The sequence below is a fragment of the Neptunomonas sp. ABH4_499 genome (assembly GCF_056160565.1).
Genome location: NZ_JBSWXK010000006.1, coordinates 187,173 through 201,203 on the forward strand (window position 1 = coordinate 187,173; position 14,031 = coordinate 201,203).

At 51.5% G+C, this 14,031-nt stretch carries 12 protein-coding genes; 11 read left to right on the plus strand and 1 reads right to left on the minus strand.

Going from position 1 to position 14,031, the window contains the following annotated elements:
* Positions 1–65 precede the first annotated feature (65 nt).
* The 10 genes from ACXAF9_RS08400 to ACXAF9_RS08445 all read left to right on the plus strand — a co-directional run bounded on the left by ACXAF9_RS08400 (position 66) and on the right by ACXAF9_RS08445 (position 12,300).
* A complete protein-coding gene (locus tag ACXAF9_RS08400; protein ID WP_475072831.1) occupies positions 66–701 on the plus strand; it encodes a response regulator transcription factor in 636 nt (211 codons plus the stop codon).
* A 28-nt stretch (positions 702–729) separates the two neighbouring features.
* Positions 730–2,055, plus strand: a complete 1,326-nt coding sequence (locus ACXAF9_RS08405; protein WP_475072834.1) for a TolC family outer membrane protein — start codon at positions 730–732, stop codon at positions 2,053–2,055.
* 106 nt (positions 2,056–2,161) lie between these two features.
* Positions 2,162–3,196, plus strand: coding sequence for a hydroxymethylglutaryl-CoA reductase (locus tag ACXAF9_RS08410; protein WP_475072838.1), 1,035 nt, complete (start codon positions 2,162–2,164; stop codon positions 3,194–3,196).
* Complete coding sequence (fni, locus tag ACXAF9_RS08415; protein ID WP_475072840.1) at positions 3,196–4,227, plus strand: type 2 isopentenyl-diphosphate Delta-isomerase; 1,032 nt, start codon at positions 3,196–3,198, stop codon at positions 4,225–4,227. Before ACXAF9_RS08410 ends, fni begins: the two co-directional genes overlap by 1 nt.
* A 15-nt stretch (positions 4,228–4,242) precedes the next feature.
* Positions 4,243–5,421, plus strand: a complete 1,179-nt coding sequence (locus ACXAF9_RS08420; protein ID WP_475072844.1) for a hydroxymethylglutaryl-CoA synthase — start codon at positions 4,243–4,245, stop codon at positions 5,419–5,421.
* Positions 5,418–6,476 (plus strand): mevalonate kinase family protein, encoded by a 1,059-nt coding sequence (locus ACXAF9_RS08425; protein WP_475072847.1) that lies wholly within the window; start codon positions 5,418–5,420, stop codon positions 6,474–6,476. Before ACXAF9_RS08420 ends, ACXAF9_RS08425 begins: the two co-directional genes overlap by 4 nt.
* Positions 6,454–7,404: a mevalonate kinase gene (mvk, locus tag ACXAF9_RS08430; protein WP_475072849.1), complete on the plus strand. Its 951-nt coding sequence runs from the start codon at positions 6,454–6,456 to the stop codon at positions 7,402–7,404. The genes ACXAF9_RS08425 and mvk overlap by 23 nt, the downstream gene beginning before the upstream one ends.
* A complete protein-coding gene (mvaD, locus tag ACXAF9_RS08435) occupies positions 7,388–8,389 on the plus strand; it encodes a diphosphomevalonate decarboxylase (protein ID WP_475072851.1) in 1,002 nt (333 codons plus the stop codon). The genes mvk and mvaD overlap by 17 nt, the downstream gene beginning before the upstream one ends.
* A 16-nt stretch (positions 8,390–8,405) precedes the next feature.
* Positions 8,406–10,817, plus strand: coding sequence for a DNA polymerase II (locus tag ACXAF9_RS08440; protein WP_475072852.1), 2,412 nt, complete (start codon positions 8,406–8,408; stop codon positions 10,815–10,817).
* Positions 10,818–10,977: 160 nt separating this feature from the next.
* Positions 10,978–12,300 carry a hypothetical protein gene (locus ACXAF9_RS08445; protein ID WP_475072854.1) on the plus strand — a complete coding sequence of 441 codons (1,323 nt, stop codon included), beginning with the start codon at positions 10,978–10,980 and terminating at the stop codon, positions 12,298–12,300.
* An 84-nt stretch (positions 12,301–12,384) separates the two neighbouring features.
* Here the strand turns inward: ACXAF9_RS08445 and nhaD are convergent, their stop codons facing one another.
* Positions 12,385–13,629, minus strand: coding sequence for a sodium:proton antiporter NhaD (gene nhaD, locus ACXAF9_RS08450; RefSeq protein WP_475072856.1), 1,245 nt, complete (start codon positions 13,627–13,629; stop codon positions 12,385–12,387).
* Between the two features lie 102 nt (positions 13,630–13,731).
* On the opposite strand from nhaD, the gene ACXAF9_RS08455 reads away from it, so the two are divergent.
* Positions 13,732–14,010, plus strand: a complete 279-nt coding sequence (locus tag ACXAF9_RS08455; protein WP_475072858.1) for a GIY-YIG nuclease family protein — start codon at positions 13,732–13,734, stop codon at positions 14,008–14,010.
* The last annotated feature ends 21 nt before the right edge of the window (positions 14,011–14,031 follow it).

Consider the following 14,031-nt stretch of genomic DNA (forward strand, 5'->3'; position numbering starts at 1 on the left):
GAATCACTCTCAGAAAAATTCGGTTTTTGTGAGGCCAGAGTGTCTCTGTTTGATGGAATGTTAGAATGAACCTGTATATAATTGGCGACAACTGTTCAGTGGTTGAGCGATGGTCTGCGTTTGCGGCCAGTCGTCAATTAAATCATGAGCGTATCTCGATCAACGTCAAAAAATCGTCCACAGAGACGAGCGTTGAAGGCATTGGGCTTATGCACCTGTCCTCTATTGAGGCGGGAGATGTAAGTCGCGTGCTGGATGTGTATCCCAATGTTAAATGGATCGCATTCTCGGATGTACCTAACGATCTGGAAGGACTTCGTTGCTTGGAAGCCGGCATCAAAGGGTACATTAATACTTACGTGACAGATTCAATCTGGCAAGAGTTGCTTAATGTTGTGCAAGGCGGTGATATTTGGGCTGGCCCATCCATCACACGGCTGTTGCTTCAACAGTATTTAACAGCAAAGCAACCCGCCTCCGTTGAAACACTGAACCTGACAAGACCGGAAACTCAATTCCAGCTGACGGAAAGAGAAACGGATGTTCTCGATTGTCTAAAATCCGGATTTACAAACAAAGAGATTGCCCGAAAATTGGAGATTACGGAGCGTACTGTAAAGGCGCATGTTGCTTCCATTCTTCGAAAAACGGGCAGTAAAGATCGAATATCCCTGCTTTTAAAGCTTTCGAACGTCGCATAACGACGAGGAAGCATCTGGAGGAAGAGAAGTGATTTTAAAAAGGACGTTATTGGCGATGGCGGTTGGCTTTGGCCTCCAGTCGGGTGCTCACGCTGTCGAGTTAGGTCAAGTGGTTGCTCAGGCGGTGCTGTCTAACCCTGAAATTAAATCTGTAATGAATGCTCGTAATGCGATCTACGAGGAAATCAACCAAGCGAAAGCGGGTTTTTATCCTCGTATCGATATTGCGGCGGGCATTGGTTACGAGTGGACCGACACTGTGTCCATCGACGACGTTGAATTAAAACGTCGCGAAGCCAGCATCAGCCTAGATCAAATGCTGTTTGACGGTTTTTTGACCGACAGTGAAGTAGATCGCCAATCCGCCCGTTTAGAATCACGTAATCACCGCCTACGCGAAGTGTCTGAGGAAGTCGCCTTAGAGACCGCACGCGCTTACCTAGAAGTTCTAAAACGTCGCGAACTGCTGAATCAAGCCAAAGAAACCCTGTATAACCACGTGCGTGTTTACGATCAGATTAAACGCCGTACGGAATCCGGTTTGGGCTCTCGTGCCTCCAGCGATCAGGCAACCGGTCGATTAGCGTTAGCTGAAGTGAACGTGCTGACCGCGGAAAACAACGTGTTGGATGCAGAAGCGAATTTCCAACGTGTCACGGGCGAAAAAGCGCCAGAGATTATGGAGTATCCGGTACTGGCCGATGGCGTGTTACCGCCAACCTCGGATGCGGCTGCTCAGCGTGCACTGGAAAACCACCCGACCATGTTGTTAGCGGCGGCCGACGTGGAAGCGGCGCGCGCTCAATATGAGTCAGCACGCAGCTTGATGTACCCAACCCTAAACTTTGAAGTGGACCGTAACTGGAACCACAACATTGATGGCGTTGAAGGCGATAACGAAGACCTTACGGCGATGTTCCGTATGCGTTATAACCTCTACAACGGCGGGGCAGATAAAGCGCGTATTCGCCAAACGCATCACCAAATCAACGAAGCGCGTGAAATCCAAAACGATGCGCATCGCCAAACATTGGAAAGCATCGAGTTGTCTTGGAACGCGCACGAGATTCTGAAACGCCAATTAGGCCATTTGGAACAGCACGTGAACTCAACCGAAGAGACACGCGATGCTTATTTTAAGCAGTTCTCGATCGGTCAACGTTCTTTGCTGGACTTGTTGGATACCGAGAACGAAGTGTTCTCTTCCAAAAACGCGTACATCGAAGCGAAGTACGATATGTTGATTGCCCAGTACCGCTTATTGAACGGTACTGGTGAAATTTTGGATGTGCTTGAGGTGGATGTTGCACCTTTGGCGTCAACCGAATTCAGCGATCAACCTAAGTCTGAGTAAACTCAGCTCGTTTGCATTCAGGTTGGCCCGCCGATAAAATCGCGCGAGCTTGAACCAAAGAAAAGGGTTGCTGGGAAAGCAGCCCTTTTTCGTTTTAAGGGATACCATGAAAGAGCATAAAATACAGCGAGCACCCATACCGATGCGTTGGGTGGGCCCTATCAAGATTTCAGGTTCGGTCCTGGATGAAAAAATCAGTGTGCCGCTGGCGACGTACGAAACGCCGTTATGGCACTCGGTAGGGCGCGGTGCTCGTGTATCAACGCTGACCGATGGCATTAAAACCACGGTGGTGGATGAGCGTATGTCCCGCTCTATTTTGCTAGAAGCGGACGATGCCTACGAAGCGTACAAGGCGCTTGAGTCGATTAAAGCGCGTAAAGATGATCTTCAAACGGTCGTTGCTGAGTCGAGCCGATTTGCAAAGCTGCTGGATATGCACAGCCAGATCGTCGGTAATCTGATCTACCTGCGTTTGGAGTTCACCACAGGGGATGCGTCGGGTCACAACATGGTGACTAATGCGGCGGACCGCATCATCCCTTGGGTCTTGAGTGAATACCCGCAGCTGCGCTACTCCTCAATTTCCGGTAATTACTGCTCTGACAAGAAAGCGACCGCCGTCAACGGTATTTTGGGACGCGGTAAAAATGTCATCGCTGAAATTGTGATCCCAAGAGACCTGTGTGAACGTAGATTACTGACCACGCCAGAAAAAATTGTGGATCTGAACATCAAGAAAAACTTGATCGGAACCATGATCGCCGGCGGTTTGCGCAGTGCGAATGCGCACTATGCCAACATGCTATTGGCGTTTTATCTGGCCACAGGGCAAGATGCCGCCAACATTATCGAAGGCTCTCAAGGGGTCGTACATGCCGAAGTGCGCGATGGCGATCTGTACTTCTCTTGTACTTTGCCTAACTTGATTGTTGGTAGCGTCGGTAATGGTAAAGGTCTGGATTTTGTAGAAGAGAATCTCAGTAAACTAGGGTGTAAAGAAGAGCGCGAGCCCGGTGCCAATGCGCGTCGATTAGCCGCTATCTGTGCTGCCACCGTATTGTGTGGTGAGTTATCGCTGTTGGCGGCGCAAACCAACCCTGGTGAGCTGATGGAAGCGCATATCAAGCTGGAGCGTTAATGTACGACCCGACAAACGATCGGAAGATTGAGCACATCAAAGCGTTTGATATCGACCCTAATATCGAACGCAATGGTCGCTATTTTGATCGTATTAACCTGTTACACCGCGCCTTACCTGAGCTAAACCTGGATGAGATCGACAGCCGCGTTGAGCTGTTAGGAAAGTCGCTGAGCTTTCCGTTATTGATCTCGTCGATGACGGGCGGCAACCACGAATTAGTGCGCACCATTAATCAGAATTTGGCGATTGCAGCAGAGCATTGCCAAGTGGCGATGGCGGTGGGTTCGCAGCGAGTGATGTTTACCGACCACGAAGCTAAGCACAGTTTTGAGCTGCGTCAGTTTGCGCCGAGTACGGTGTTGATTGGCAACATCGGGGCTGTTCAACTGAATTGCGGATTTGGGGTTGAGCAGTGCCAAGCGGCGGTGGATATTCTTGAAGCCGATGCTTTGTATCTGCACCTTAACCCTCTTCAAGAGGCGATTCAGCCAGAAGGGGATATCCAGTTTAAAGGCTTAGGCGAGGCCATTGCCGATATCAACGCCCAACTGTCGGTGCCGGTTTTCCTAAAAGAGGTCGGCAGTGGATTATCACCTGCTGACATCGAAATCGGCCTTAAAGCGGGCGTTCACTACTTCGATGTAGCTGGTACCGGTGGGACATCGTGGAGCCGCATTGAGCATCACCGTCGCAAAGACCCAACTGATCAGCTCGGGCAGCGATTTCAGGATTGGGGAATACCCACTCCTTTAGCATTGGAATTAGCAACACCGTATCAGGATAGAGCCACTTTGATCGCCAGCGGTGGGATCAGAGATGGGATTGATATGGCGAAATCTGTTATACTCGGCGCTTCGTTATGTGGCGTCGCGGCGCCTCTGTTAAAGCCTGCCATGGAGTCGGCAGAGTCAGTGATCCATGAGATTGAGCGGCTACGTAAAGAATTTGTTACAGCCATGTTTTTACTGGGTGCGCCTAATGTCGCATCGCTGCTCGGTAATCGTGATCTGATTCTGGGCGAGCGTTAAGGAACAAGTGTATATATGACATCAGCAGTTGGTATCGATAAGATCCGTTTCTATACCTCTAATTTTTTCTTCGATCTAAGAACCTTAGCTGAGATACAGCACACCGATCCAAACAAGTTTTACGAAGGGATCGGGCAAGAAAAAATGGGGATGGCTGCACACGATGAAGACATCGTGACCATGGCGGCTGAAGCGGCGTATCCGATTGTTCAAGAAGAGGGCGTTGCCGAATCCATCTCGACGCTGCTGTTCGCGACCGAAACCGGGATTGATCAATCCAAAGCGGCTGGTATCTATGTGCACCGCTTACTGGAGTTGCCGGACAACTGTCGCGTTGTTGAGTTGAAGCAAGCCTGTTACAGCGCCACCGCTGCGGTGCAAATGGCCTGCGCTCTTGTGGCGCGCCAGCCCAATAAACGAGTATTGGTGATTGCCTCCGACATCGCCCGCTACGACCTAGAAACACCGGGTGAAGCCACTCAAGGGTGTGGTGCGGTTGCGATGTTGATCAGTGCAAATCCTCGTCTTGTCAGTATCGACCCAGAAGTCGGTAACCACACCGAAGATGTGATGGATTTTTGGCGTCCCAACTACCGTCGCACCGCGCTGGTGGATGGTAAGTACTCGACCAAGATTTATCTTAAATCCCTGAAAAAAGCGTGGGAGCACTTCCGCGAAGTCAGCCCGCTGACCTTTGGGGATTTCAGTCACTTTTGCTATCACTTGCCGTTCAGTCGTATGGCGCAAAAAGCGCATCAGCATCTGGCCAAAGTGAATAAAACTGCGTTATCGCCTGAAGCACTAGAAGCACAGATTGAAGATACGCTGAGCTACAACCGCATCATTGGTAATAGCTATACCGCCTCCATGTACATCGGCTTAGCGTCCTTGTTAGAAAACGCCGGTGGCGACTTATCTCGTCAGCGCATAGGTTTGTTCAGTTATGGCTCGGGCTGTGTGGCTGAGTTTTTCTCCGGCCAAGTGGTCGAGGGCTATCAAGAGCACCTGTACACCGCTGATCACAAAGCGATGCTCGATAATCGTCAGGAAGTTTCCTACGACGAGTACCGCCGCCTGTATGACGCGCCAAACCCAGTGGATGGCGGTGATCATGAGATTGAGCGCACGGTACAAGGCCGCTTCCGTTTGTCAGGCTTTAGCCAACATAAGCGACTGTACGAAGTTATCGCATGAAAAGCATGGCACCGGGCAAGGTGATCCTCTCTGGGGATCACTCCGTTGTTTACGGTGCCCCAGCGCTGTCGGTGGCGTTGCAAAAACACACCACCGTTACCTTTCGCCCCATCACTCAAAGCCGAACACTCAATACCCTGTTTTCGGGTATTTCGAGTGGTTTTCAGTACCCGCTGAACGCCTTAGGGCAGCTTAAGCAGCGATTGGATCATCGTTTCGATCAATTCTTGCAGGGCGACCTTCCGATCAAGCGCATTTTGCAGCAACCGGATGATTTGCTGATTTACGCCGTCACGGCCTTAATGCATCACTTGCCCATGCCAGGGCGTGCGACCGAAACCAGTTATCTGCCGATGCCGGGCCGATTACTCAGCGAAACCGAGTTACCCGTTGGGGCAGGTATGGGCTCGAGCGCCTCAGCGATTGCCGCGACCTTGGTTCTGTTTGAGCACCTACTTGAAAAGCCGTTGAGTGATCATCAACGTCTGGAGATGGTACGTTTTTGCGAGCGTTTGCAGCATGGGCGCGGAAGTTTGATTGATGCCGCACCAGTGACGTTTGGTGGGCTTAATCGAATCGAAAACGGCGAAGCCATACGCCAAACTTTTGCATTGGGCGATCACTGGTACTGGGTGTTTACCGGCAGTCCTGAGGTCTCAACCGGCGAATGCGTGCAAAATGTGCGTGAGCATCACGGTCATGACCAGCCCCTGTGGGATCAATTCAGTACCGTTACCTGTGCATTTGCCGATGCGCTTGAAGCGCAAAGCTCGCCCATCGAGTCCCTCAATGAGAATCACGCTTTGTTACAACACATTGGGGTGGTTCCGACACGTACCCAAGCGGTGGTTGATGCGCTTCAACAAACTGGAGCGGGGGCAAAACTCAGTGGTGCCGGTGCCCACAAAGGTGCAAACGGCGGTTTGGTGGTTGTGTATCAACCTGATGCAGAAAGAATCACGAACGTCTTAACAGAACTGTCTGAGCGCTGCCCAGAGCTACAGTGGGGCGCTTTAATAGAGGACCCATTCGGTGCCCGCTACGTTAACGATTAATGCCAAAGCCCCCGGAAGCGTCATGCTGATGGGTGAACACGCGGTGCTGTTTGGTCACACCGCCATTGCCAGTGCAGTGGATAAATGGATTCATGTTCAATTGCGCGCAAGGGGCGACCGCCTGATTAAGATCGATTCGGCCTTAGGTACGTATGAGTCGACGATCGATCAGATTGCAGAATCCAGTTCATTAAGCTTTGTTCTGGCCGCCATCCAGCAGGTTAAGTTACAACTGCCTTCGGGGTTTGATCTCTCCATCGAGTCGGAGTTTTCCCATACGGTTGGTCTTGGCTCATCGGCTGCGGTAACCGCGGCTACGGTTGCGGCGCTGAATGCGTTTTGCAAGCGAGATAACACGCCAAGCGCATTATTCGAAGACAGCTTAGCGGTGGTGCATCAGGTTCAAAATGGGCGTGGTTCAGGGACGGATTTAGCGGCGAGCGTCTACGGCGGAGTCATTGCGTATCAGGTAAACCCACGTACGGTCGAGCGCTTGGCTCCTGAGTTACCGCTACGTTTATTTTATGCAGGTTACAAAACCAAAACCCCCGTGGTGCTGGAGCGAGTAGAGCAGGAGTCAGTGGGGTTTGAATCTTTACTCAGTCCGTTATACCAGTTAATGCACGAGAGCAGCGAAGCGGCTAAGTCGGCGATTGCCGAAGCGGATCTTTCCAAGCTGGGGCGTTTAATGAACCTGTATCAAGGTTTGATGGATGCCTTAGGTGTGAACGATGCGGTCCTCTCGGAGATCATCTACACCCTTCGCCAGACGGAGGGCACCTATGGTGCGAAAATATCCGGCTCAGGCTTAGGGGACTGCGTCATCACCTTGGGTCACCCGGAACCTGTTTGGCCGCACTCTCAATACGAAGCGATCCCCATCTGTGTCAGTGAAGAAGGAACATCGACCCATGTTGACGAAGCGTGAAGTCATCGAACGGTATCTGCCCGCCAACATTCAGTTTAAAGAAGCCAGCAGTTTTGCCCCCAGTAACATCGCCTTGTGCAAATATTGGGGGAAACGCGAAAAGGAGCTAAACCTCCCGATCAATTCGAGTTTGTCGGTTTCACTGAATCACTTGGGCACAACAACCACACTGAAAGCCGCAGATGCCAACCAAGTGAGCTTAAACGGTCAGGTATTGGCCGAAGACTCTGCGTTTGCGAAAAAAGTGTTTGAGTTTGTGGATTATTTTCGCGGTGGCGATACTACCCCGATCCACGTTGTGACCGAGAACAACATCCCCACGGCGGCGGGTTTGGCCTCGTCGGCTTCCGGGTTTGCTGCGCTGACATTGGCAATTGATAAAGCGTTTGGCCTTGAACTGCCCTCGCAAGTGCTCTCGGCTTTTGCCCGAATGGGCAGTGGCAGTGCGTGTCGTTCTTTGTTCCATGGTTTTGTGGAATGGGAGATGGGCTGCCAAGCCGATGGCATGGACAGCTGCGCGGTTCCGCTTGAGGCACAGTGGCCAGACTTGCGTGTCGGCCTTGTAAAGGTGGCCACTGGCCAGAAATCGGTTGATTCGCGCTCTGGAATGAAGCGCACGATTGAAACGGCGCATCTGTATCAAAGTTGGCCCATTCAAGCGAGCAGCGATTTACAAAAACTCCATCAAGCGATCGCCGCGCGTGACTTTGAAGGCTTAGGTGCCACCGCAGAGCACAACGCGATGTCGATGCACGCCACCATGATCGCCTCTTGGCCGCCCTTAGTCTATTGGCAGCCAGAATCATTGGCCGCGATGCAAACCGTGTGGGCGTTGCGAGGTGATGGGGTGCCGGTGTACCTAACGATGGATGCAGGCCCTAACTTAAAGCTACTCTTCTTGGCCGATCAGCAAGCCGACATTGAAGCCGCGTTCCCAGACCTTGAAGTGGTCGCGCCTTTTGATAACCCACCTGTGATCGGTTAAGCCGCTGAGCCTTGCTGTGAGCGTGCCCGAACATAAGACCCCGCCACCGACGTTGACGGGGTTTATTGTTGCGCGCCATCAACAAGATCAGAACAACCGCCTGCAACTGCGCTATTGGGTAAAACACGACGACGGTGTTTCCCTCATCACGCTGGATCACCAAGAAGCGGTTCTGTTTGTTCGTACCGAAGATTGGCCTCGTATTCATCCTCTGATTGAATCGGTATCCGGTTGGCGCTCGGCCGAGCTGAGTTTGACCGATCTAGAATATCGCCCTGTGACAGCGGTCTATTCGCACTCTTTGCAGGTGCAACGCTCCATCATCGATACACTCACTCGTCATCAAATCCCGGTGATGGAGGAGGATATCCGCCCGGTTGATCGCTACTTGATGGAGCGCTTCATCTTTGGTGCCGTCAGTGTATGGCTCTACCCAGGGCTTGCCCCACGATTAAAATCGGCCAGTTACAAACCATCGTTTCGGGTATTGTCGTTTGACCTTGAAACCACGATGCGGGCGGATCAGATCCACTCCATCGGTTGCTACCTAACGGATTTCAGCCCGGAAGAGGGTCTTGAACAAGAGGTTGATCCCATTGGGCTTGTGTTCATGCGAGGGGAGGGACGAAACACCGATCAAATCGCTTATTTCCCCGATGAGCGCAGCCTGTTAAAGGCGTGGGTGGCTTGGGTAACGCTGCATGACCCTGATCTCTTAATGGGGTGGAATGTGGTTGGGTTTGACTGCAAAGTCCTTGCCCAGCGAGCCGAAGCCTTAAAAGTCCCTTTGGCGATTGGGCGCGATCAACAATCGATGCAGGTGATCCAATCTGGCCAAGGGAAGTGGTACGCGCGCATCGAAGGGCGGGCGGTGCTGGATGGTATCGATGTGCTTAAAAACGCCACCTACCACTTTGAAAGTTACTCGCTAGAGTCGGTATCTCAAAGTCTGTTTGGCCAAGGTAAGTTGATTCATAACCCCGATGATCGAGGCGCCGAGATTCAGCGCTTATACCGGGAAGATAAAGAAGCCCTAGCCCGATACAACTTGGAAGACTGCCGATTGGTGTGGGCGATTTTCCAAGAGACCAAACTGCTCGAATACCTGACAGAGCGCACTCGCCTAACGGGGTTGCCGCTCGATAAAGTGGGTGGTTCGGCGGCGTCGTTTGATTTCCAGTATCTGCCTCGGCTGCACCGAAGCGGCTATGTTGCCCCGCAGTACGCCTCAGGGCAGAGTGGCTTAAATGCCCCAGGTGGGTTTGTGATGGAGTCCCAACCGGGCCTCTATGAACACGTATTGGTTCTGGATTTTAAAAGCCTGTACCCAAGCATTATTCGCACCTTTAAAGTGGACCCTTGTGGGCTTGCCGAAGGACTCAAAGAAGGGGCCGATGTTGAGGCCTGCGTGATGGGCTATCACGGGGCTCGATACCACATCGAGAGCGCGATATTGCCCGCCATCATCGAAGAGCTGTGGGCGGCGCGTGACCAAGCCAAAGCGCGTAAAAACGCGTCCCTCTCCCAAGCGATTAAGATCATCATGAACTCTTTTTACGGGGTGTTGGGTTCGGATGTGTGTCGGTTTTTTGATCAGCGCTTATCCGGCTCGATCACCTTGCGTGGTCATCAGATTTTGCAAACCACGCGCGATCAGATTGAAGCGGTGTTCGGCTATTCGGTCATTTATGGAGATACGGACTCGGTGTTTGTACTTTTAGGTGAGCAATTCACGGATGAATCGGCGCAAGCTGAAGGGCAGAAGCTTGCACTGTACCTAAATGACTGGTGGGCCAAAGAGATCAACGACAAGCATGGCGTGCCAAGCTTCTTAGAGATTGAATACGAAACTCATTACTCCCGATTTGTGATGCCAAGGATGCGTCATTCGGAAAAAGGCAGTAAAAAGCGGTATGCGGGGTTACTGAAAGGGCCAAGTGGTGAAGAGAGCATCGTATTCAAAGGGCTTGAAAACGTCCGCTCCGATTGGACGGCGCTTGCCAGAGAGCTACAAAACAAACTCTACAGCGCGGTGTTTCATGATCAAGATTATCAAGAGGAGATCATCGCTCTGATTGATGACCTAAACGCGGGCCTTTTGGATGATCAACTCGTGTATCGACGCAAGCTAAGACGCCCTCTGGCCTCGTACGATAAGGTGAGGCCGCCACACGTTCAAGCGGCGTTAAAAGCTGAGCAGCGCCGCGAGCAAGCCGGATTACTGCCGTTCTATACTTCGGGCAGTGCCGTTGAGTATGTCATCACGGTCCATGGAGCCGAACCCTACGAATACCGTCAGTCTCCCATCGACTATCAGCATTACATCGATAAGCAAATTCGCCCCGTTGTGGATGGCATCGTCTGTTTCAAAGGCGAGACCTTAGCGGACTGGATTGAGCCGCAAAGTGATCTATTTGAGACACAATAAGCATTCCTAAACCAATGTCTTAGGGGAATGTGGTCAATACCTTTACTTATGGATTCTGAAGGCTAAGATTAAGATGTCGAAGGGGAAGTGTTCCCAGTTGTCTTGACGAATCACCGGTCTATCTTACGGCCAGCCACTACATAACCAGCAGGACGGCTTAATGACGATCGCCCCAAAGGAAGAGCGATCAAGCACGAGTGATTATGTTTTTATGAAGGCGAATCAGACAACCTATTACTTAAGCACAGACCGCTTTAAGCCCACTCTTTGGATGGCGTGTGCGGCCGTTTTATTGGTTGGGGCTATGCAAACACCTGTGCAGGCTCGCACACTGGCAGGCCAAGACACGGGCTTCTTTTCAATGGGGCAGGTCTCATTTTACCCCGTGGGTGCTTCTGCATTTTCCGAAAGCTTAACAGACGATGCGTTTAAAGTAGATCAGGCCAGTGTCACCAGCGGTTTTCGCTATAACGTCGATGGCAAGCGCGGTGTCAATGTCGCGGCCGAGGTGACAGAACAGCTCTCGGCGGACCTCTATTTTTTAAGCCGTAGCAAACGCGATCACAAAACCGAATTGCCGTTCGCCTACACGACGTTGACGCCGGACGATCATCTACGACTGCGGGTTGGGCGTATCCCCTATCCGATTCAGGTGTACTCCGACTTTCGGGATATTGGTTACATCTATCCCTCCAACTCTACCCCACGTTTGACCTCGTTTGCGCCGATGCAAAGCGTTCAGGGATTTGATGTGCGCTACAAGCTTCGCGTGGGAGATATTCAGCACGATTTAAAAGCGTATATGGGCAGCGCGTGTGATGATTACACCTTTGTTGATGGCACCTTTGGATTGAGTAATGCCTCTTCGTGGGGGTTCTCTTATGAGCCAAGTTGGTCATCTTACCAACTGCGCTTGGCGTATCATCAGGGCGAGACCGATTTTAAAATGTCGGATGTTATCTCGATGTACGAAGGTGTCTCGACCTACGCCAACATAGCGCCATTAAGCAAGTTGCCGGGTATCTCGAGCTATGTAGACCCGACCGATTCGGTTGAGTTACTGAGCTTAGGGGGGCGATGGGATTTTGACAGCTTGTACCTGTTGGGTGAGTACAACCACCTAGCTTGGGATAACGAGCTGCAAACCACACGCGAGCGTTGGCACTTTATGCTGGGCGGGAATGTGACCTCCGCGTTCCAGTTATACACCTCCTACGAGCAGATTGAAGATGAGCTGCTGTATGGCTCGGCCGAGACGCGTCCGGCGGGCGTGGCACTCAGTGCGTCTTATCATTTCTCGGAAGTGTTAACGGGCGTTCGAACTCTAGTGGAAGGTGATAAAACCTTATCGGGGTTATTTTTAAGTTGGGATATGCCACGCATGTTCAACTTTAAAGCCCACTTTAACTATCTGGATTCGCGTTCAGGGCAGGATAACAGCCTTGTGAAATTGTCGATCAATACCCTGTTTGATGGCATCTAGCAAACAGCACTCGATACGAAAAGGCCTACATTTAAGCAGGCCTTTTACATTGGGGAATCAAAACGGTTAGCCGTCTTACTTCATTTAACCGAGCAGCCACTGACCGACCGCCAACGAGCCGGTAAAACCGACAGAGTAGGCGATCAACAAGAGTAGGGTGTATTTCAAGTAACTGATGAAGGTAACCTCGGCCACCTTGCTCATCGCCACGATACCGGCCGCAGAGCCAATGACCAACAGCGAGCCGCCCACACCGACCGCATAGGTCAGAGACAACCAGCTGGCTTCGGTCATGGTAGGATCAGCCTTCAATAAAGCGGCGGTGAGCGGCACGTTATCCACTAACGATGAGAGCAGGCCCATCACATAGTTGGCTTGTACAGGTGGTAGTTGCTCGTAAATCGTGACTAGGGAATCCAATACCCCAATCTCTTTGAGCATGCCCACCAATAAGAGAATACCGAGGAAGAAGAGCAGAGTGTCAAACTCGATGGCGCGGATGTAATCGAGCATGTTCTCTCGGTTGTCGTTTTTGTGCGCAAATTGCCCCACCAAAAACATCACCGATAAGCCAAACAGGAAGGTCAACACCGGCGGGATGCCCGCCAGCACGTTCAGCACGATGGTGCCGATGATGGTCGCCAAGAAAATATACGCGATGTTTAAACCGACGGGGTCATCGCGGCGTTCGCCGCCATCGATGACAAGCTCGCCGCTTAAACCGAACGAGAGCATCCCTGCCAGCAGCATAACGCTTAGGAACGAAGGCAGTGCCAACCAGAGCAAATCCAGAATATTGACCTTATCTTCAAGGAAGATCATCAAGGTCGTGACATCACCAGTAATCAGGGATACGCCCCCAGAGTTCACGGCAAACACCACAAGGACGGCGAATTTAAGCGTCTTTTTAGGGGGCAGTTTTAACGAGAGCACCAAGGCGATCGATACAAGAGTCGCGGTGATGTTATCGGAAAGAGAGGAGAACACAAACGAGAAGAGCGCCACCATAAAGATCAGGGTTTTCTCCCCCACGCGCGAGGGTAAAAACCTGTAGATCAAGGTTTCGATCAAGCCGTGGTGGTTGAGGTACGCCACAAAGGTCATCGCGGCCATCAAGAACAGCCAAAGGCTTGCGATCTCAAGTAGGTTTTCGTTGAGCATCTCTTGAATCATGTGCGGCGTTTGTTGCTCTTCAGGGAATAAGAACAACAACAACCACGCCAAGGTGCCAAGGAAGAGGGTGGACTTGGCTTTGTTAAGGTGGATCACGTCCTCAAGGACGATAAAAATAAACGCGAGGCCAGCAAGCGCCAGCAAAAGGGTGTGCATGAACAGGGCTCCTTATGAGCGGCTGGGAATTCAGTCGCACGGGGTGTCATAATGTCCGTTTTATCAAGGCTATTATTACCTTTGCGGGAGCGGACTCTAGCAGTGGAACCTACAAAAGACTATTGCACTGATTGGTATGTTTACATACTGCTTTGTGCGGATAGCACTCTGTACACCGGTATCACAACCGACCCAGAACGCCGTGTTCAAGAGCACAATACCTGCAACAAAAAAGGGGCACGGTATACACGCGCACGTCGACCCGTACGTTTGTTATGGCAAGAAACCCATAGTGACCGAGCCTCGGCCAGTCGTCGTGAATATCAAATAAAAAAATTGTCGGCTCAAAAAAAGCGAGCGCTGATGAACTTAGCAGATTAAGCGTGGTCGTAAAGTGACTGT

Bases quoted from the DNA above. Each gene is read 5' to 3' on its own strand.
- ACXAF9_RS08445 (WP_475072854.1), top strand. From the start codon at position 10,978: ATGACGATCGCCCCAAAGGAAGAGCGATCAAGCACGAGTGATTATGTT.
- ACXAF9_RS08410 (WP_475072838.1), top strand. From the start codon at position 2,162: ATGAAAGAGCATAAAATACAGCGAGCACCCATACCGATGCGTTGGGTG.
- nhaD (WP_475072856.1), bottom strand. From the start codon at position 13,629: ATGCACACCCTTTTGCTGGCGCTTGCTGGCCTCGCGTTTATTTTTATC.
- ACXAF9_RS08420 (WP_475072844.1), top strand. From the start codon at position 4,243: ATGACATCAGCAGTTGGTATCGATAAGATCCGTTTCTATACCTCTAAT.
- fni (WP_475072840.1), top strand. From the start codon at position 3,196: ATGTACGACCCGACAAACGATCGGAAGATTGAGCACATCAAAGCGTTT.
- ACXAF9_RS08425 (WP_475072847.1), top strand. From the start codon at position 5,418: ATGAAAAGCATGGCACCGGGCAAGGTGATCCTCTCTGGGGATCACTCC.
- mvaD (WP_475072851.1), top strand. From the start codon at position 7,388: ATGTTGACGAAGCGTGAAGTCATCGAACGGTATCTGCCCGCCAACATT.
- ACXAF9_RS08400 (WP_475072831.1), top strand. From the start codon at position 66: ATGAACCTGTATATAATTGGCGACAACTGTTCAGTGGTTGAGCGATGG.